Below are 20,224 nucleotides of genomic sequence, written 5' to 3' on the forward strand. Positions count from 1 at the left end.
GACAGCGCTCCGACGGCGTCGACGCGGCGTCAGCCGGAGCCGGGCCGGGGTACCGGGACGCCCCGGCGCAGCAGCCACGCCACCCGCGAGCGTTCCCGGTGGAACTCCGGCGCCTCGGGGTAGCCGCTGTGGTTGCGGATCGGGGGGTCCGCCACCTCCCCGTCGCTGGGGTGCAGCGCCTCCGGGTCGCGTACGGGCAGGTCCCGTTCCCCGGCGGTGACCGGCCAGCCGAGCGGGTCGGTGTCGCGCCAGAAGTTGGTCCAGCGGACCTTGTCGCCGGGCGGGGTCAGCGCGTCGGCGAGTACGGGCAGCCGGTCCGGGCCGAAGTAGCCGGGGAAGACCCGCCCGTAGAGCCGGGTCAGCTGGCAGCCGTACGAGAAGAACCAGATCCGCCGGCGTGCGCGGGCCGGCAGTTGCAGGAGCACCGCCGCGCAGAGCACCGTGCCCTGGCTGTGCCCGGAGAGGATGATCCCGTCCACGCCCCGGGGGTCGTGCTCGGGGAGCGCCAGCAGTCCGGCGACGCGGGTCTGCAACTCGGGTACGGCCCGCTCGGCGTAGCTGGGCGGGGCCAGCGGGTGCGCCGTCCGGGGCCAGAAGGTGCCCACGTCCCAGACCACGCCCACGGAGCGGCGGACGACGTCGTTGCGGTAGACCAGCATGCCCACCGTGGCGATCAGCACCGGCAGCCAGCCGAGCAGCCGCCCACCCATCTCGGAGATCCACTCGACCACCGCCGCGCCGCCGGTCGCCACCGTGGGGTGCGGTGGGCTGTGGTTGAGCAGGGCGGCGCAGGAGAGGGTCGCCAGCACGAGCGACACGGCTGCGTAGCAGCCGACCAGCCGTACGGCGTGTTCGCCGACCAGTCGGTGCAGCGCGCGCCAGGCGGCGACGTCGCGGCAGCGCCGCAGCTCGTGCGCGGAGAGGGGGACGCCGGTGCGCGCCGTCGCCTCCGCGTACTCGTGGCGGCGCAGGCGCAGGTAGAGCAGCGCGGCCCGGACGACGGTGGCGGCGAGCGCGAGCAGGGCGGCGGCGAAGACGAGCCCGGCCCACAGCACCGGAACCGGGGGCGCGACGGGGGAGGACCCGCCCGTGGCCGGGCCGCCGTTGAGCCGGCCGGTGACCCAGTAGAGCAGCCCGGCGCTGTAGGAGACGCAGAGCATCCAGCCGAAGCCGGCGAGGAGCGCCGGCGCGCGCCCGCCCCAGGCCAGGTCGGTGTGGGGCCCCAGGGGTTGTCGCCCGAGCGGCACCGGGACGCGCGGCAGCAGCAGCCCGGTGGCGGCCAGGGCGACGATCAGGACGACGACCGTCCAGAACTCCAGCGCGGCGGGCGCGGGTGGCAGCCCGGGCAGCCACCCGGTGAACCAGGCGAACCCGGGAACGAGCAGCAGGGCGGCCGCCGCCGGCGCGGCCAGCGCCCGCCGCCCGGACCGGGCCACCGCGCCGATCGCGATCAGCAGCAGCAACTGTCCCGTGCCCAGCCATGCGACGATCCAGTTCAGACCGGGCAGCGACCGGTCGGCCGGGCAGGCCGGCGCGCCGGCGGTGCGGGCGCAGCCGCGGGCCGGGCGCAGGTCGGCCAGGGGCGTACCGGCGGGGCCGTCGGGCAGCAGCAGGATCAGCACCGTGCCGGCCAGCCCGACCCCGGTGAGCGCGGCGACCGTGATGCTCCACCGGCCGAGCGGGGTGGCCCCCGCGCGCCGCGTCAGGTCGGGTCCGGCGAGGGCCACGACCGCGACGACCACGACTGCGGCGAGGGCCGCCACGGTGGACCAGGCGACGACCGCCCGCGCGCCCCGGGGCGGGTCCAGGGCGAGGACCACCCCCAGCGGTACGGCGGCGGCGACGACCACGCCGGTGCACAGGTGCAGCACGGCGCCCCTGCGCAGCTGACCCTCGCCGATCCAGAAGGTGCGGTCCTGCAACGGGTTCGCGGGCGGGCCGGGGGGTGGGTCCGGTGCGGCCGGGCCCGCCTCGGGTTGCTGCGGTCCGTCCGGCGGTGCGTCGGCGGGCCGCGGAGCCCTCGGTGGGGGCACCGGTTCGGCGGGCATCTGTGCCTCGTACTGGTAGGTGCGCCAGCTCACCAGGCCGAGCAGGGCCAGCGCGCCGAGGGGCACGATCAGGCCGACGGCCATCGGTCTGGTGCCCTCGCTCCACCAGCCCCGTCCGAGGAACTCCCAGGGGCCCGGGATCCGGCGCAGGCAGTCCTGGTCGACGCACTGCCAGCCCACGAGGTCGACCCCGACGGCGGTGAGGGTGAGGGCGAGGGTGCCGGTGAGGCTCAGGCAGAACAGCCGGATGAACCACGCCGTGATCCCCGAGGTGCTGTGCCAGCGTTCGGTGCCGGGGTCGGCCGGGATGGACGGCCGGGCGTGCAGCGCGACGTTGGCCAGCGTGAACGGGAGCAGCAGCGTCCACAGTGCGCGTTCGACGTCGCGCGCGGTACGCGCGCCGGAGGTCAACTGCCCCCAGCTGTACGCCTCGACGACGACCGGGTCGTTGGGCTCGGCGGCGGGGGAGCGGTAGAAGCCGGTGACCGGGCCGCCCGCGACGAGCCAGGGCGGCAGGGGCGCGTCTTCGCCGGGGGCCGGGCGCAGGCCGAGGATCTGGCCCGGGGGAGTGTTGGAGACCCCGTGCACGCGCAGTTCGAGAACCCGACCGACCATCTCGCCCCCTGGTGACGACATCACCACCCACAGTGCCGGGTGCCGGGTGCGAAACGCCAGGGCTTGGAGGGTGTTTGTGCAGGTGGTGGGCTTGATCGTGGTCAGTCGAGCTGGCGTACGACCCGGGCGGGGTTACCCACGGCGACGACGTTCGCCGGCAGGTCCCTGGTCACCACGGCGCCCGCGCCGACGACGGTGTTCTCCCCGATGGTGACGCCGGCGAGCACGATGGCCCCGCCGCCGAGCCAGACGTTGTCGCCGATGGTGATCGGCTTGGCCGCCTCCCACTTGTCGCGGCGGGGCCCGGGCTCGACGGGGTGGGTGGGGGTGAGCAGTTGCACGTTCGGTCCGATCTGGACGTCGGCGCCGATGGTGATCGGGGCGACGTCGAGGAGGACCGCGTTGAAGTTGACGAAGCTGCGCGGTCCGATCCGGACGTACCGGCCGTAGTCGACGTACAGCGGCGGTCGGACGTGGGTGCCCTCGCCCACCTCGCCGAGCAGGTCGCGCAGGGCGGCGAGCCGGGCCTCGGGATCGGCGGCGGGGCTGCGGTTGAAGCGTTCCATCAGCCGCGTCGCCCGGTCCAGGTCGGCGGCGATCTCCGGGCCCTCGGCGATGTAGGGCTCGCCGGCCAGCATGCGTTCCTTCATGGAGGTCACCGGCCGATCATCCCCGATGACGGGGCCCGATCGTTGGCTGGTCCGTCATCTTCGTGTCTTCATTTTGCATACTCGGTATGCAATCCTGATGACTGTCAATGCGTCCATCCCTACAGGTAGTAACGCCCGACGAGGAGGATCCGTTGCAGCGAAGAAGAAAACTGGTCGGTCTCGGTCTGGTGCTCGGCGTGGTGCTCGGCACCCCCGGCATGGCCGTTGCCCAGGCGCCCGCCGATCCGGCCCCCCGTCCCGTCCCGGCCCCGTCGGCCCCGGCGGCGGGCACCGGCAACCGCCCGGTCACCGTCACCCTGCTCACCGGCGACCGGGTCACCGTCACCGGCTCCCGCGCCAGCGTGCGCCCCGCGCCAGGGCGTGAGGACGTCCGCTTCCTCACCCGACGCGATCGGGGCCACCTCTCGGTGGTGCCCGAGGACGCCGTGGCGCCGATCCGCGAGGGACGGGTCGACCGGCGGCTGTTCGACGTCACCGAGCTGGTCGCCGCCGGTTACGACGACGCCCGGCGCGACCACCTGCCCCTGCTGATCACGGGCGGCAACGGGGCGGCCCGGCGCTCGGCCGTGCCCGGCGGGGTGACGGTCACCCGCGAGCTGCCCGCCGTCGGCGGCCTCGCCGCCACGGCGAGCAAGCGGCGCGCCACGGAGGTCTGGGCGGCGGTCACCGCCGCCGGTGCACGCGTCGGCGCGGCAGGGGGCGCCGACCGGATCTGGCTCGACGGCCGGCGTCAGCTCACGCTCGACCGCAGCGTGCCGCAGATCGGCGCGCCGGAGGCCCACCGGGCCGGATTCACCGGTCGGGGCGTGCGGGTCGCCGTGCTGGACACGGGGATCGACGCCACGCACCCCGACCTGTCCGGCCGGGTGGCCGAGGTGCGCAACTTCACCGAGGAGTCGGCGGCGGGCGACGTGGTCGGGCACGGCACCCACGTGGCCTCGATCGTCGCCGGCAGCGGCGCCGCCTCCGGCGGTCGCCTCCGGGGCGTCGCCCCCGACGCGACGCTGCTCGACGGCAAGGTCTGCGAGACGTACGGCTGCCCGGAGTCGGCGATCCTCGCCGGCATGCAGTGGGCCGCGGTGGAGCAGCGGGCCGACGTGGTCAACCTCAGCCTCGGCGGCTACGACACCCCGGAGGTCGACCCGCTGGAGGAGGCCGTCAACACGCTCACCGCGCAGACCGGCGCCCTCTTCGTGATCAGCGCCGGCAACTCCGGCCGGTTCGCGCCGGTCAGTTCCCCCAGCACCGCCGACGCCGCCCTCTCGGTGGGCGCCGTCGACCGGGACGACAGCCTCGCCGACTTCTCCAGCCGTGGCCCCCGCACCGGTGACGACGCGCTCAAGCCCGACATCACCGCCCCCGGGGTGGACATCGTGGCGGCGCGCAGCCGTGACGGCGTGATCGGCGAGCCGGCCGGCGACGGGTACGTCTCGCTCTCCGGCACCTCGATGGCCGCCCCGCACGTCACCGGCGCGGCGGCGCTGCTGGCCCAGCAGCACGCCGACTGGAAGGCCGACCGGCTCAAGGCCCTCCTGATGTCCTCGGCGAAGCCGAACCCCGAGCTGACCGCGTACGAGCAGGGGGCCGGGCGGGTCGACCTGGCCAGCGCGGTCCGGCAGACGGTGACCAGCGACCCGCCGAGCGTGTCGCTCGGACGGGCACTCTGGCCGCACCACGACGACACCCCGATCACCCGCACCGTGACCTGGCGCAACGACGGCGCCGCCACCGACCTGGAGCTGACCGTCGAGGCGACCGGCCCGGACGGCAGGCCCGCCCCGGTGGGCATGTTCACCCTCGGCGCGAGCCGGATCAGCGTGCCGGGCGGCGGCACGGCGAGCGCCACGATCACCGCCGACACCCGGGTCGACGGCCCGGACGGTCACTACACCGGCCGGATCGTGGCCCGCTCCGGCGGCGCGGTGGTGGCCGTGACCCCCGTGGCGGTGCACCGGGAGGTGGAGAGCTACACGGTGACCGCCCGGCACCTGAACCGCGCCGGCGCGCCCGCCGGTGAGCACAGCACCACGCTGGTCTCCCTGGACGAGCTGAACCCGTTCGACCTGTACGACCCGGACGGCACCGCCGAGCTGCGGGTCCCCAAGGGCCGGTACGGGCTGGTCAGCTACGTGTTCGACGTGGACGGCGAGGAGCTGACCGCGGCCACCCAGCTCGTCCAGCCGGAGCTGGTGGTCGGCGGGGACACGCGGATCACCCTCGACGCCCGACGGGGCAAGCCGGTCCGGATGAGCGTCCCGCAGCGCTCGGCCACCCCGGCGCTCGTCGTCACCGAGGCGAGCTTCCTCGCCGAGACGGGCAGCTACACCTTCGGCCTGCTGGACTCCGACTTCGGCGGTCTCTTCACCGCCGGGCTCGGGCAACCGGTGCCCGCACAACGGTTCGTCGCCACGGTCAGCAGCCAGTGGGCCGACCTGGAAGCGGCGAGCAGCCCCTACCTCTACGCCCTCAGCGAGGCCGTGCCGGGCCGGATGCCGACCGGCTTCGTCCGGCACTACCGGGCGAAGGACCTGGCCACGGTCACCCACCGGTTCAACGGCGGCAGCCCGGGGCTGGTCACCGACCGGCTGGTCTTCGCGCACCGGGATCCCGACCTCGGCGGCTGGGCGGTCGGCCTGCGTACCGCCACGCCGGGGCAGCGGGTCGAGCACTACAACACCCGGGGCGTGCGCTGGTCCTCCGAGCTGGACTTCGGGGTGCCGACCGACGAGGGCTGGGCCGACCTCAAGGCGATCCTCTTCTCCGAGGCGCGCAGCCTGCGTCCCGGGCGGCACTACCGGGAGAGCTGGAACAGCGCGCCGTACGGGCCGTCGTTCCCGGCGGCGGGGATCACCCGGCAGGGCGACCGCATCGAGGTGGGCCTGCCGCTGCACAGCGACGCCGAGGGGCACGCGGGAGGCTCGGTCGCCGACACCGCCCGCACCGCCCTCTACCGCAACGGCGTGCTGGTCGGGGAGACGCCCGAGCCGGCGTACGGCGGGTTCGACGTGCCGCCGGGCGCGGCCGACTACCGGCTGGAGGTGTCGTCGAAGCGGAGCTTCACCGACCTCGCCACCGAGGTGGCGGCCACGTGGACGTTCCGGTCGCGGCACGTCGGCGGGGACGACCCGGTCGCGCTGCCGGCGTCGGCGATCCGGTTCGCGCCCCGGCTGGACCGGGACAATGCCGCCCCGGCGGGCCGGAGCTTCGCGATCCCGGTGGAGGTGCAGCGGCAGCCGGGCGCGCCCAGGACCCGGATCGCCGCGCTGACCGTCGACGCCTCCTACGACGGCGGGAAGACCTGGCAGCGGGCCCGGGTCCGCCCCGGCGGGGACGGCTGGACGGCCACCGTGCGGCACCCAGACGGCACCGGGCACGTCTCGCTGCGGGCCACCGCCCGGGACACCGCCGGCAACACGGTCACCCAGCGCGTCATCCAGGCGTACCGCCTGCGCTGAGGCGTACCCCCGCCGGGTCCGCGGCCGATCGCGGGCCCGGCGGGGGCGACCCGTCAGTCGTTGGCGTGCAGCGCGGCGTTCAGCTCGATGCCCCGGCCCGCGCGCTGCTTCGCCTCCAGCGCACCGGTCACCGAGTTGCGCCAGAACAGCAGGTTGTCCACCCCGGACAGCTCGCGGGCCTTGACCACCCGGCCGTCCGGCAGGGTGATCTTGGAGGCGGCGGTGATGTAGCAGCCGGCCTCCACCATGCAGTCGTCGCCGAGCGAGATGCCCACGCCCGCGTTCGCGCCGATCAGGCTGCGCTCGCCGATGCGGACCTTGTCGGTGCCGCCGCCGGAGAGGGTGCCCATGATCGAGGCGCCGCCGCCGATGTCGGAGCCGTCGCCGACCACCACGCCCTGCACGATCCGCCCCTCGACCATGGAGGTGCCGAGCGTGCCGGCGTTGAAGTTGCAGAAGCCCTCGTGCATGACCGTCGTGCCGGCCGCCAGGTGCGCGCCGAGCCGGACCCGGTCGGCGTCGGCGATCCGCACGCCCGACGGCACCACGTAGTCGGTCATCCGGGGGAACTTGTCCACCCCGTAGACGGCCAGGTGGCGGCCGGCGGCCCGTTCGATGACCCGCAGCTCGTCCACCCGCTCCGGGGGGCACGGCCCGGCGGAGGTCCAGGCCACGTTCGCCAGCTTGCCGAAGATGCCGTCGAGGTTGAGCTCGTTGGGTCGCACCAGGCGGTGGGAGAGCAGGTGCAGCCGCAGGTACGCGTCGGCGGCATCCTTGATCGGGTCGTCCAGCGAGTCGATCACGGTGACCACCTGGACGGTACGCAGCCCGGGCAGCGCCCGGTCGCCGACCGCTCCCGGCGGCAGGTCCAGCACGTCCGCCTCGTCCTCGCCGGCGACCAGCGGCAGCTTGCCGAGGCCCAGCTTGCCGGTCGGGTACCAGGTGTCGAGCACCTGGTCGTCAGCGGTCACGGTGGCCAGGCCGATGCCCCAGGCGGATTCGGACGTCACTGATTCACCTCTCGTTCGTGGCTGCCGGGCGGGCGGGTCACCAGGTGCCCCGCGCGGCCGCGCGCTCTGACGCCGGCCGCCCGGAACGCTCGCTCCTCACGCGCCCGACCTGACGGTACCGTGCGAACCATGGAGAACCCGCTGACCCCCGAGGTCCTGGCCGATCCGGTGGCGCTGACCCGAGCGCTGGTCGACATGGAGTCCGTGTCCCTCAACGAGAAGGCGATCGCCGACTGCGTGGAGCAGGTGCTGCGGGGCGTACCGCACCTGAGCACGTACCGGCACGGCAACACGGTGATGGCCCGGACGGACCTGGGCCGCGACCAGCGGGTGGTGCTCGCCGGTCACCTGGACACGGTGCCGCTGAACAACAACTTCCCGTCGACCATGCGCGGCGACCTGATGTACGGCTGCGGCACCTCCGACATGAAGTCCGGGGTGGCGTACGCGCTGCACCTGGCCGTGAGCCTGCCCGACCCGCGCTACGACGTGACGTACTTCTTCTACGAGGCGGAGGAGATCGAGTCGAAGTACAACGGCCTCTTCCTGGTAGCCGAGGCGCACCCGGAGTGGCTGGAGGCGGACTTCGCGCTACTGCTGGAGCCGACGTACGGCATCGTCGAGGCCGGGTGCCAGGGCACCATGCGCTCGGTCGTCACCACCACCGGCGTACGCGCCCACTCGGCCCGCTCCTGGCACGGCGTGAACGCGATCCACGCGGCCGGCGAGGTGCTCGACCGGCTGGCCAACTACGAGGCGCGGCGGGTCACCATCGACGGCTGCGACTACCGCGAGGGGATGAACGCGGTCCGCATCCACGGCGGCGTGGCCGGCAACGTGGTGCCCGACCGGTGCGAGGTCGAGGTCAACTACCGCTTCGCGCCGGACCGGACCCCGGCCGAGGCCGAGGCGCACCTGCGCGAGGTCTTCGCCGGCTTCGACGTGCGGGTCACGGACTCGGCCGCCGGCGCCCCGCCCGGGCTGGAGGCGGCACCCGCCAAGGAGTTCGTGGCGGCGGTGGGCGCGAAGCCGATCGGCAAGCTGGGCTGGACGGACGTGGCCCGGTTCGCCGCGATGGGCGTCCCGGCGTTGAACTTCGGCCCGGGCGATCCGAACCTGGCCCACCACCCGGACGAGCACGTCGAGATCAGCAAGATCCGGGACGGCGCCGCCACGCTGCACCGCTGGCTCGCCTCCGCCTGACGCCCGGGGCGGGTGGCCTCCTCGCATGGACGGAGGGTCCGCGTCGGACGACGCGGACCCTCCGCTCACGGTGCTGCCGGTGCGGCTCAGACGGTGGTCGACGCCTCGGCGGCGGGCCGGGCGTCGGTCTGGCCGCCCTGATCGGTGGACGGTTCCATCAGGCGGGCGCGGCGGCGCTCGGCCACCACGTCGCGGATGCGGCGCTGCATCTGCCGCCGGATCCGGATCATCTCGCTGTTGCTGATCACGCTGACTCCTCCCCCGAAGGCGCGCGCCGGGGCATACCCGGTATGTGAATAGTAAGACGTCCGTGCGACCGAATTAGTTGCCCAAGATCGGAGATTATTTTCCGGTCGTCGCCGCCGGAGCTCGCCGTCGTCCGCCGCACCGCCGTCGTCCGCCGCACCGCCGTCGTCCGCCGCACCGCCGTCGTCCGCCGCACCGCCGTCGTCCGGCGCGTCGCCGAGCGTCGCCCGAGAGCCGCCTCCGCCGGTCGGCGCAGGTCCGGCTCGTGGTGCCCGCACCTGGCGGGTGCCGCTCCACTACGGTGGCTCCCATGGGTCAGAGCAACGGGCGGGAGTCCGGCCGCCAGCCGGGACAGGAACGGCACCGGGGGGCCGTGACGCTGCGCCGACAGGCGATCACGAGTAGCACGGCCGATCAGCGCCTGCTCGATTCGCGGGGGCGTGGCGATTGGAAGACCAAGGACGCCTGGCGGGCGCTGCGCATCCTCTCCGAGTTCGTCGAGGGCTTCGACACCCTCGCCGACCTGCCCCCGGCGGTCAGCGTGTTCGGCTCCGCCCGCAGCCGGCCGGAGAGCCCGGAGTGCCAGCTGGCCGAGGCGCTGGGCGCCGCCCTGGCCCGGGCGGGCTACGCGGTGATCACCGGCGGCGGGCCGGGCGTGATGGAGGCGGCCAACCGGGGCGCCAGCGAGGCCGGGGGGCTCTCGGTCGGTCTCGGCATCGAGCTCCCCTTCGAGCAGGGCCTCAACGACTGGGTCGACCTGGCCATCGACTTCCGCTACTTCTTCGCCCGCAAGACCATGTTCGTCAAGTACGCCCAGGCGTTCGTCGTGCTGCCCGGCGGGTTCGGCACCATGGACGAGCTCTTCGAGGCGCTGACGCTGGTGCAGACCGGCAAGGTCACCCGCTTCCCCGTGGTGCTGATGGGCGCGGAGTACTGGAGCGGCCTGCTCGACTGGCTGCGCGGCACGATGGCCGCCGACGGCAAGATCGGTCCGGTCGACCTGGACCTGATTCGCGTGACCGACGACGTCGACGCGGCCGTCCGGCACATCGTGGAGGCCGAGGCCGCCCTCAACGTCGAGCAGGAGGCGGTCCGCGAGGAGGCCGTCGCCGTCACCGCCGCCGACCAGCAGGCCGCCGCCGAGGCGGGCGACGAGAACCGGGAGCGCTGATGGCGGCGATCTGCGTGTTCTGCGCCTCCTCCCGTACGCTCGACCAGCGCTGGCTGGACCTCGCGGCCGAGACGGGCGCGGAGATCGCCCGGCGCGGGCACACGCTCGTCAGCGGCGGCGGGTGCGTCGGCATGATGGGCGCGCTGGCGGACGGGGCGCGGGCCGCCGGCGGTCGGACGGTCGGGGTGATCCCGCAGTCGCTGGTCGACCTGGAGGTCGCCGACCTGGCGTCGGACGAGCTGCTGATCACCGACTCGATGGCCAGCCGCAAGACTGTCATGATCGACAAGTCGGACGCGTTCCTCACCCTGCCGGGCGGGCTCGGCACCCTCGACGAGCTGTTCGAGGTCTGGACGACCGCCACCCTCGCCCTGCACGCCAAGCCGATGGTGCTGGTCGACACCGACGGCTTCTACCGCCCGGTGCTCGACTGGCTGGGCGCGCTGGCCGACCAGACCTTCCTCAAGCCCGCCGGCCTGGGCCTGCTCACCGTGACCGACACGGTCCCCGCCGCCCTGGACGCCATGGAACGCCAGCTGACCTGACCCCACCCCACCCGCCCCCGTGCCCCCGCGCCGGAAGAGGGCGGGGTGGCGGGGCGGGGGTGTCGTACCGGCGTGGTGGGATGGGCGGATGCAGGCGTACCGGCTGGTGCGCCGGCCTGCCGAGGCGGTCCGGGGGGACCAGCGGCCCGGCGGGCCGGCCCGGGGGGACGGTCGGTCCGAGGGGCCGACCGGTGACGAGCGGCGCTCCGAGGGGCCGATCGGCGGCGAGCGGCGCTCCGGAGAGTCCACGGGCGCGCGGCGCGCGGCGGCGCGGCTGACCGATCCGCACCAGGCCGAGATCGTGGCACACACCGACGGGCCGATGCTGGTGCTCGGTGGCCCCGGCACGGGCAAGACCGCCACGCTGGTCGAGGCGGTCGCCGCCCGGGTGGCCGAGGGCGTCGACCCGGAGCGGATCCTGGTGCTCACCTTCGGCCGCCGGGCCGCCACCGCGCTACGCCAGCGGATCGAGGCCCGGGTCGCCGAGGACGGCCACCGCGTGCTGCGCGAGCCGCTGGTGCGCACCCTTCCGGCGTACGCCTTCGGGCTGCTGCGCCGGGCCGCGGCCGAGCGCGGCGAGCCGTCGCCCCGGCTGCTCACCGGCCCGGAACAGGATCTGATCATCCGTGAGCTGCTCGACGTGGTCGGCGAGGAGCCCGACGACGACCCGGTCGGCTGGCCGGAGGACCTGCGCCCCGCGCTGCGTACGCGGGCCTTCGCGGCGCAGCTGCGCGACCTGCTGATGCGCGCCGCCGAGCGGGGCGTGGGCCCCGTCGAGCTGGCCCGGCTGGGCGAGAAGCTCGGCCGCGCCGACTGGCCCGCCGCCGCCCGCTTCCTGCGGGAGTACGTGGCCGTGCTCGCCCTGCGCGACGTCAGCAACCGGGGCTCCGTCGCGTACGACCCGGCCGAACTGGTGCGGGCCGCCACCGGGATGCTGCTCGACGATCCCGAGCTGCTCGCGGCCGAGCGCCGCCGGCTGGCGTACGTCTACGTCGACGAGCTGGCCGACACCGACCCGGCCCAGCAGGACCTGCTCGCGACGGTGGCCGGCGGCGGCAAGCCCCTGGTCGCGTTCGCCGACCCGGATTCGTCCACGTACGCCTTCCGTGGCGCGGACCCGGCGGGGGTGACCACGTTCCCGCACCGCTTCCGCACCGCCTCCGGAGCTCCCGCGGCCCAGGTGGTGCTCACCACCTCCTACCGGGCCGGGGCCCGGCTGCTCGCCGCGTCCGGCCGGCTGGCGCGTCGGCTGCGCGGCCCGGCGGCGCACCGCCGGCTGCACCCGCTGCCCGACGCGCCGCCCGGCGCGGTCGAGGTACGCACCTTCCGCTCGGCCACCAGCGAGGCGGCCTGGCTGGCGCACGCGCTGCGCGAGGCGCACCTGCTCGGCGGCGTGCCCTGGTCGGAGATGGCCGTGCTGGTGCGCTCCACCGGGCGGCAGCTGCCCTCGCTGCAACGCGCCCTGCACGCCGCCGGGGTGCCCACCGTCGTGCACGGCGAGGACCTGCCGCTGCACCTGCAACCGGCGGTCGCGCCGCTGCTGCTCCTGCTGCGCTGCGCCCTGGAGCCCGAGCGGCTCGACGAGGAGGCCGCCGTGGCCCTGCTGCACTCACCGCTCGGCGGCGCCGATCCGCTGGCCGAGCGGCGGCTGCGGCAGGGGCTGCGGGCCCTGGCGCTGGCCGGCGGCGACCGGCGGCCCTCCGGCGAGCTGATCGTGCAGGCGCTGCGCGACCCGGCCGAGCTGGCCGGGATCGAGCGGCACTGGGCGGAGCCGGCGCAGACGGTGGCCGGCCTGCTGGCCGTCGCCCGGGAGGCCGCCGAGCGGCCCGGGGCCACCGCCGAGGACGTGCTCTGGGCGGTCTGGCGGGCCAGCGGGCTCGCCGAGCTGTGGTCGGCGGCGACCGGCCGGGGCCAGACGGTGGCCGGCGAGGGCGACGTCGCGCGGCGTCGCCGCGCCGAGGCGGCCGACCGCGACCTCGACGCCGTGATGGTGCTGTTCGACGCGGCGGCCCGTTTCACCGACCGGCTGCCCGGCGCGCGTACGGAGGTCTTCCTCGACCACGTCCTCGCGCAGGACCTGCCGGCCGACACCCTCGCCCCGACCGCCGACCGGGGGGAGGCGGTGCGGCTGCTCACCGCCCACGCCGCGAAGGGACTGGAGTGGGATCTCGTGGCGGTCGCCGGGGTGCAGGAGGGCGTCTGGCCCGACCTGCGGCTGCGCGGCAGCCTGCTCGGCTCGGAGCGTCTGGTCGACGTGCTCGCCGGCCGGACGGCCGGGGCCGGCGTGGTGGCCACCCTGGTCGGGCAGAGCTCGGCGCTGCTCGACGAGGAGCGGCGGCTGTTCCACGTCGCGGTCACCCGGGCCCGACGACGGTTGCTGGTCAGCGCGGTCGCCTCCGCCGCGGTCGGCGGCGACGACCACGAGGAGCAACCGAGCCGCTTCCTCTACGAGCTGGGCCCGACGGACCCGACCGCGCCGCCCGGCCCGCCCTCCCCGGGCGACGGCCCTCCGCCGTCCGGCGACGGCCCTGACGGCCCCGACCCGGCCCGGCCCGATCGGGACGCGCCGCAGCGGCCGGGAGGCGACGGGAGCGCCGACGTCGAGGAGGAACCGGACCGACCGGGCGCGTTGCCGGTGAGCCGGCCGCCCCGGGCGCTGACCCTGCCGGCGCTGGTGGCGGAGCTGCGTACGGCCGTCAGCGACCCCGCCGCGCCGTACGCCCGGCGGCAGGCGGCGGCTGCCGAGCTGGCCCGGCTCGCCGCCGCCGGGGTGGCCGGCGCGCACCCCGACGACTGGTGGGGGCTGCGGCAGCTCTCCGACGACCGCCCGCTGGTCGACGAGGGGGCGCCGGTCCGGGTCACGCCGTCGGCGATGGAGAGCGCGCTGCGGTGCAGCCTGCGCTGGCTGCTGGAGCGGCACGGCGGCAGCCCGCCGGCCAGCGCCGCCCAGGGGGTCGGCAACCTGGTGCACGCCGCCGCGATGCTCGCCGAGGACGCCAGCGCCGACCGGGGGGCGCTGCTGGACTACGTCGCCGCCCGGTTCGACGCGATCGAGCTGGCCGCCCGCTGGATGGTCGGGCCGGAACGCAGCCGCGCCGAGGCGATGGTGGACAAGCTGCTGCGTTGGCTGGCCGCGAACCCGCGCCGGCTGCTCGCCATCGAGCACGAGTTCGCCGTACGCCTCGACGACCCGCAGCGGCCGGTCGAGCTGGCCGGCCGGGTGGACCGGCTGGAGGTCGACGAGGACGGCCGGCTGGTCGTGATCGACCTGAAGACCGGCAAGTCCACGGCGGTCACGGCCCACGACCTCGCTGAGCACCCGCAGCTCGGCGCCTACCAGGCGGCGGTGGAGGCGGGCGCCTTCGCCGACTTCGGCGAGGAGTCCGGCGGGGCGGCCCTGGTGCAGCTCGGCACGGGTGCGAAGGACGCGAAGGAGCAGAGCCAACCGCCGGCCGGGGAGGGCCCGGAGGCCGGCTGGGCGACCGCGCTGGTGCGGCGCACCGCCGATACGATGGCTGCCGCCACCTTCGCTGCCGTCGCCAACTCGAAGTGCCGGGTCTGCCCGGTGCGGACGAGCTGCCCGGTCTCCGGGCAGGGCCGCCAGGTGGTCGAGCCGCCGACCGCCCGCCGCCCGGAGACGCCTTGACGCAGCCCGCCCTGTTCAGCGGCGCGACCCCGGCGCCCCGGGTCGCCGACGCCGGTCCCCGGTACACGCCGGTGGAGCTGGCGAAGCTGCTGCGGCTGCCCGCGCCGACCCGGGAGCAGGCGGCGATCATCGCGGCCCCCGTCGAGCCGCTGCTGGTGGTCGCGGGCGCCGGCTCGGGCAAGACCGAGACGATGGCCGCGCGGGTGGTCTGGCTGGTCGCCAACTCGTACGTGCGGCCGGAGCAGGTGCTCGGGCTCACCTTCACCCGCAAGGCCGCCGGGGAGCTGGCGCACCGGGTGCGTACGCGGCTGGACCAGTTGGTGCGGCGGCTCGGGCGGCGGGGGCGCGACCCGCTCGACGACCCGCTGGCGGGGGAGCCGACGGTCTCCACCTACCACTCGTACGCGGGCCGGATCGTCACCGAGCACGGGCTGCGGGCCGGCTACGAGCCGTCCACCCGGCTGCTCACCGAGGCGTCCCGCTGGCAGCTCGTCGACCTGCTGGTACGCAACTACGACGGCGACATGTCCGAGGTGGACCGGATGCCGAGCACCGTCACCGACGCGGTGCTGGCGCTCGCCGGGGAACTCGACGAGCACCTGGTCGACCCGGACGCGCTGGCCGCGTGGACGGGCCGCTTCTTCGCCGAGGTGCAGGCGCGGCCCGGCCGGGTCTACGCCGACGTGCGCAAGGCGCTGCAGATCCAGCAGACCCGCCTGAAGCTGCTCCCGCTGGTGCGTGCGTACGCCCGGCGCAAGGAGGACTTCGAGGCGATGGACTTCGCCGACCAGCTCGCCCGGGCGGCCCGGGTGGCCCGGGACCACCCGGGCGTCGGCGAGATCGAGCGCGACCGCTTCCGGGTGGTGCTGCTCGACGAGTACCAGGACACCAGCCACGCCCAGGTGGTGCTGCTCAACGCGCTCTTCGGCGGCGGGCACCCCGTGACGGCGGTCGGCGACCCGTGCCAGTCGATCTACGGGTGGCGCGGCGCGAGCGCCGGCACCCTGGACCGCTTCCCCACGGAGTTCGCCCGCGCCGACGGCGCGCCGGCCGAGGTGCTCAGCCTCACGACGAGCTGGCGCAACCGGCCCGAGATCCTCGGCGTCGCCAACGCCCTGGCCACCCCGCTGCGGGCCGCCGGCGCCCGGGTGCCGGAGCTGCACGCGGCGATGAGCGTCCGGGAGCCGGTCCCGCACCGTAGCGCCCGCGGTGCCGCCGGCGGCACCGTCCACTGCGCCCTCCTGCGGACGTACGCCGACGAGGCCGACTGGATCGCCGACAGCGTGCTGCACGCCTGGCGGGGAGCTGCGGGGATGCCCGGCGTGCTGCCCGAGCACATCCCGGTGCCGCTGCGGCCCACGACCGCCGTGCTCGTACGGCTGCGCAGCCAGATCCCCGCGATCGAGTCGGCGCTGCGCGAGCGCGGCCTGCCCGTCGAGGTGGTCGGCCTGGGTGGCCTGCTGGACACCCCCGAGGTACGCGACGTGGTATGCACCCTGCGGGTGCTGGCCGATCCCACGGACGGGGCCGCGCTGCTGCGCCTGCTGACCGGCGCGCGCTGGCGGATCGGGCCACGCGACCTGGTGGCGCTGCACCGCCGGGCGAAGGCCATCGCGGCGGCCCGGCGCAGGCTCGCCGACGACGGCACCCCCGAGATCAGCCCGGACCTGCTCGACGAGGCGACCCTGGTGGAGGCGCTGGCCGACCTGGGCCCGGCGCAGGCGTACTCGGCGGAGGGCTACGCGCGGCTGCGCGCGTACGCCCGGGAGTTGGGCCTGCTGCGCTACCGGCTGGACCAGTCGCTGCCGGAGCTGATCGCGGACATCGAGCGGACGATCGGCCTGGACGTGGAGGTGGCGGTGCGGGCGGGCCGGGACGGGGCCGGGGACGCCGGCCTGGCCCGGGGCCACCTGGACGCGCTCGGCGACGTGGCCGCCCGGTTCAGCGGGGAGACGCCGGGCGCCACCCTGTCGGGGTTCCTGGCCTACCTGGCCGCCGCCGAGGACGAGGAGCGCGGCCTCACGCCGGGCGAGGTGGAGGTGGTCGAGGGCGCGGTGCAGATCCTCACCGCGCACGCCGCGAAGGGCCTGGAGTGGGACGTGGTCGCGGTGGCCGGGCTGAGTCGGGGCGTCTGGCCGGGGCCGGTACGCAACTCCGACCACTGGCTCGGCGGGCTGGGCGTGCTGCCGTTCCCGCTGCGCGGCGACGCCGACGGGCTGCCCGAGCTGGGCCTGGCCGAGGCCGAGGACCAGCGGGGGGTGGCCCGGGCGCTGGAGGACTTCACCGACGCCTGGCGGGCGCACGACGAGCGGGAGGAGCGCCGGCTGGCGTACGTGGCGGTGACCCGCCCCCGGCGGTTGCTGCTCTGCTCCGGCTACTGGTGGGGGGAGGGCACCAAACGGCCGCGCGGCCCGTCGGTGCTGCTGCGGGAGGTGCACGACGCCTGCCTGGACGGGGGCGCGGGGCACCTGGTCGACGAGTGGACGCCGGAGCCGCCGGGCGACGCGGTCAACCCGACGACCGAGGTGGTGCTGCGCGCCGAGTGGCCGGCCGACCCGCTGGGCGCCCGCCGGCCGGCGCTGGCCGAGGCGGCCGCCCTGGTCCGCCGCTTCCTCACCGACGGCGACCCGGCGGCCCGCCCACTGTCCGACGGCGACCCGGCCGAACGGACGCTGTCCGATGGCGACCCGGCCGAACGGACGCTGCCGGGCGACGACACCGCCGGACGGACGCTGCCCGACGGCGAGACGCCCGCCCGCCCCGTGGCCGGCGACGACACCGCCGGGGCGGGCGCGGACCCGTCGGTGGGTGACGCGGACGTGGCACGGTGGCGGCGGGAGGCCGATCTGCTGCTCGCCGAGCGGGCCGAGCTGACCCGGCAGTCCGGCGCGATCGTGGTGGCGCTGCCCGGCCAGTTGTCGGTCACCCAGCTGGTCGCGCTGCGCCGCGATCCGGCGGCGCTGGCCCGCGCGCTGCGCCGCCCGGTGCCCACCGAGCCCAACCCGTACGCCCGCCGGGGCACCGCCTTCCACACCTGGCTGGAGCAGCGCTTCGGTGCCGACCGGCTGCTCGACCTGGACGAGCTGCCCGGTGCGGCCGACGCGGACGCGGCGCCCGACGAGGCGCTGGCCGAGCTCCAGGAGCGCTTCCTGGCCAGCGAGTGGGCCGACCGGGTGCCGGTCGAGGTGGAGGTGCCCTTCGCCACAGTGATCGCCGAGGTGGTGGTCCGGGGGCGGATGGACGCCGTGTTCGCCCGGCCGGGCGGGCGGTTCGACGTGGTCGACTGGAAGACCGGCCGGCAGCCCGCCGGCACCGCCGCCGACGTGGCCGCCGTGCAGCTCGCGGTCTACCGGCTGGCCTGGGCCGAGCTGGCCGGCGTGCCCGTGGAGCGGGTCGGCGCGGCGTTCCACTACGTGCGGGACGGGGTCACGGTCCGCCCGGCGGACCTGCTCGACGCGGACGGCCTGACCGCGCTGATCGCCTCCGTACCGGAAATTGCGGCAGACGGTGGTGCCCGGCCGAATCCGTGATAGGTTGGTCGCGTTGCAGTTATGGTTCCCAGAGACTCTGTGTGCGCCTGGAGGATTGTGGCCCAGGCGCTCTTTGTTGTGTCCGGAGTTCTCCGGGCGGGGCGACCAGAAGCGACAAGCGAGCCAGGCAGTTCCGCGTGGCGCGCTCCTCTTCGAGCCCGCAACAAGTGCGGGTTCGACGTTCCGTCAAGGAGACGAAACAAAAATGGCTATTGGCACCGTCAAGTGGTTCAACGCTGACAAGGGCTTCGGCTTCATCACCCCGGACGGCGGCGGCGCCGACGTCTTCGCCCACTTCTCGGCCATCCAGTCCTCCGGCTACCGGAGCCTGGACGAGAACCAGCGGGTCGAGTTCGAGGTGACCCAGGGCCAGAAGGGCCCGCAGGCGGAGAACATCCGCCCGCTCTGATCTTCGGATCTTCCAGGTAACACCCACCGCGCCCTCCGGGCGCGGTGACGGGACCGGCCCGCCGCACCGTCGACCTGCGTGAGCAGGCGGCGAACGGCGGCGGGCCGGGGCCCGTACCCCTTTCGGTTCGTGCTTGTGAGTCACCCGCGGCCTGGTCCGCCGGTGACAGCGCCGCCTCCGGCGCCCTCCCTCGACACGTGCCGCGTCGAGGAAGGCTTCCGCATGACCACCGTCGTACCCTCGTTCGCCCTCACCGGGCTGGCCCCGGCGCTCCTCGCCGAGTTGACCGCCCAGGGCATCACCGAGCCGTTCCCGATCCAGTCGGCGACGCTGCCTGATTCGCTGGCCGGCCGCGACGTGCTCGGCCGGGGCCGCACCGGCTCCGGCAAGACGCTCGCCTTCGGGCTTCCCCTGCTGTCCCGCACCGCCGGCCGCCGGGCCCGCCCGGGCCGACCGCTGGCCCTGGTGCTGGTGCCGACCCGCGAGCTGGCCCAGCAGGTCACCACCGCGCTCGACCCGTACGCCCGCGCCGTCGGGCTGCGCTGCGCCACCGTCGTCGGCGGGCTCTCGCTGCAACGCCAGGCGGACGCCCTGCGCGCGGGCGCCGAGCTGGTCGTGGCCACCCCCGGCCGGCTGCACGACCTGATCAACCGCGGGGACGCCCGGCTGGACCAGGTCGGCATCACCGTGCTCGACGAGGCCGACCAGATGGCCGACATGGGCTTCCTGCCGCAGGTCACGAAGCTGCTGGAGCAGGTCGCCCCGAACGGGCAGCGGATGCTCTTCTCGGCCACCCTCGACGGCGGCGTGGACCGCCTGGTGCGCCGCTTCCTCAGCAACCCGGTCTCGCACTCGGTCGACCCGGGCACCGCCACGGTGACCGCGATGACCCACCACGTGCTGCACGTGGACGCGGTGGACAAGCCGACCGCCCTGACCTGGATCGCCGCCCGCGAGGGCCGCACCATCCTGTTCATGGGCACCAAGCACCGTGCCGACCGGCTCGCCCGGCAGCTGCTGTCCAAGGGGGTACGCGCGGCCGCACTGCACGGCGGAAAGTCGCAGCCGCAGCGCACCCGAATCCTGGAGCAGTTCCGCACCGGACAGGTGACGGCGCTGGTCGCCACCGACGTGGCGGCCCGGGGCATCCACGTCGACGGGCTGGACATGGTGGTCAACGTGGACCCGCCCACCGAGGCGAAGGACTACCTGCACCGTGGTGGGCGTACCGCCCGGGCGGGGGAGTCCGGCACCGTGGTCACCCTGGTCCTGCCGGAGCAGCGCCGGGACGTGTCCCGGCTGATGTCGACCGCCGGTATCCGTCCCGAGTCCGTCCAGGTGCGTCTCGGCGACGAGTCCCTGGCCCGGGTGACCGGTGCCCGGGAACCGTCCGGCGTGCCGGTGACGATCGCGCCGCCGCCGCAGGCCGCCTCCGCCGGGGGCCGGTCGACCGGCCGGGGCGGTGAGGGCGGTCGTGCCGGCGAGGGCGCTCGGGCTCCGCACCGCGCCTCGGGGCGGCCGCGCCGCTCCCGCCGTCCCCGCGCCCCGCACGCCTCCTGATCGACGTTCTCCCCGCTCCTCCCACCGGCTCCGGGCACCCGTGCCCGGAGCCGGTTGAGTCTGGAATCAGCACATGTTGCGTCCGATCGGCGGCTGTTTCCGTCGCCCCGGGTGG

The 20,224-nt window shown here is 75.4% G+C and carries 12 protein-coding genes; 8 read left to right on the plus strand and 4 right to left on the minus strand.

Going from position 1 to position 20,224, the window contains the following annotated elements; translation table 11 throughout:
• Positions 1–29: 29 nt before the first annotated feature.
• A complete protein-coding gene (locus ACTMS2_RS13440; RefSeq protein ID WP_441175646.1) occupies positions 30–2,663 on the minus strand; it encodes a hypothetical protein in 2,634 nt (877 codons plus the stop codon).
• 101 nt (positions 2,664–2,764) lie between these two features.
• On the minus strand, positions 2,765–3,322 hold the full coding sequence (locus ACTMS2_RS13445; protein ID WP_441175647.1) for a sugar O-acetyltransferase: 558 nt from the start codon (positions 3,320–3,322) through the stop codon (positions 2,765–2,767).
• A 98-nt stretch (positions 3,323–3,420) separates the two neighbouring features.
• Between ACTMS2_RS13445 and ACTMS2_RS13450 the strand changes: the two genes are divergently transcribed.
• On the plus strand, positions 3,421–6,789 hold the full coding sequence (locus tag ACTMS2_RS13450) for a S8 family serine peptidase (RefSeq protein WP_441175648.1): 3,369 nt from the start codon (positions 3,421–3,423) through the stop codon (positions 6,787–6,789).
• Between the two features lie 53 nt (positions 6,790–6,842).
• Here ACTMS2_RS13450 and dapD read toward each other — a convergent pair whose 3' ends face one another.
• Positions 6,843–7,799, minus strand: coding sequence for a 2,3,4,5-tetrahydropyridine-2,6-dicarboxylate N-succinyltransferase (dapD, locus tag ACTMS2_RS13455; protein WP_101412659.1), 957 nt, complete (start codon positions 7,797–7,799; stop codon positions 6,843–6,845).
• A gap of 129 nt (positions 7,800–7,928) precedes the next feature.
• Between dapD and dapE the strand changes: the two genes are divergently transcribed.
• Positions 7,929–9,002: a succinyl-diaminopimelate desuccinylase gene (gene dapE, locus ACTMS2_RS13460; RefSeq protein WP_441175649.1), complete on the plus strand. Its 1,074-nt coding sequence runs from the start codon at positions 7,929–7,931 to the stop codon at positions 9,000–9,002.
• Positions 9,003–9,088: 86 nt separating this feature from the next.
• On the opposite strand, the gene ACTMS2_RS13465 is transcribed toward dapE, so the two are convergent.
• Positions 9,089–9,250 carry a hypothetical protein gene (locus tag ACTMS2_RS13465; protein ID WP_441175650.1) on the minus strand — a complete coding sequence of 54 codons (162 nt, stop codon included), beginning with the start codon at positions 9,248–9,250 and terminating at the stop codon, positions 9,089–9,091.
• Between the two features lie 308 nt (positions 9,251–9,558).
• Between ACTMS2_RS13465 and ACTMS2_RS13470 the strand changes: the two genes are divergently transcribed.
• The 6 genes from ACTMS2_RS13470 (at position 9,559) to ACTMS2_RS13495 (ending at position 20,109) form a co-directional block, all read left to right on the plus strand.
• Positions 9,559–10,419, plus strand: a complete 861-nt coding sequence (locus ACTMS2_RS13470; protein ID WP_441175651.1) for a TIGR00730 family Rossman fold protein — start codon at positions 9,559–9,561, stop codon at positions 10,417–10,419.
• Complete coding sequence (locus ACTMS2_RS13475) at positions 10,419–10,964, plus strand: TIGR00730 family Rossman fold protein (protein ID WP_088998529.1); 546 nt, start codon at positions 10,419–10,421, stop codon at positions 10,962–10,964. Before ACTMS2_RS13470 ends, ACTMS2_RS13475 begins: the two co-directional genes overlap by 1 nt.
• A gap of 88 nt (positions 10,965–11,052) precedes the next feature.
• Positions 11,053–14,610: an ATP-dependent helicase gene (locus tag ACTMS2_RS13480; RefSeq protein ID WP_441175652.1), complete on the plus strand. Its 3,558-nt coding sequence runs from the start codon at positions 11,053–11,055 to the stop codon at positions 14,608–14,610.
• Positions 14,607–18,140 (plus strand): ATP-dependent helicase, encoded by a 3,534-nt coding sequence (locus tag ACTMS2_RS13485; RefSeq protein WP_441175653.1) that lies wholly within the window; start codon positions 14,607–14,609, stop codon positions 18,138–18,140. The genes ACTMS2_RS13480 and ACTMS2_RS13485 overlap by 4 nt, the downstream gene beginning before the upstream one ends.
• A gap of 205 nt (positions 18,141–18,345) precedes the next feature.
• Complete coding sequence (gene cspE / locus ACTMS2_RS13490) at positions 18,346–18,549, plus strand: transcription antiterminator/RNA stability regulator CspE (RefSeq protein WP_007464836.1); 204 nt, start codon at positions 18,346–18,348, stop codon at positions 18,547–18,549.
• 222 nt (positions 18,550–18,771) lie between these two features.
• Positions 18,772–20,109 carry a DEAD/DEAH box helicase gene (locus tag ACTMS2_RS13495; protein WP_441175654.1) on the plus strand — a complete coding sequence of 446 codons (1,338 nt, stop codon included), beginning with the start codon at positions 18,772–18,774 and terminating at the stop codon, positions 20,107–20,109.
• The last annotated feature ends 115 nt before the right edge of the window (positions 20,110–20,224 follow it).

Source organism: Micromonospora sp. SD12 (assembly GCF_052068495.1).
GTDB lineage: Bacteria > Actinomycetota > Actinomycetes > Mycobacteriales > Micromonosporaceae > Micromonospora > Micromonospora echinofusca.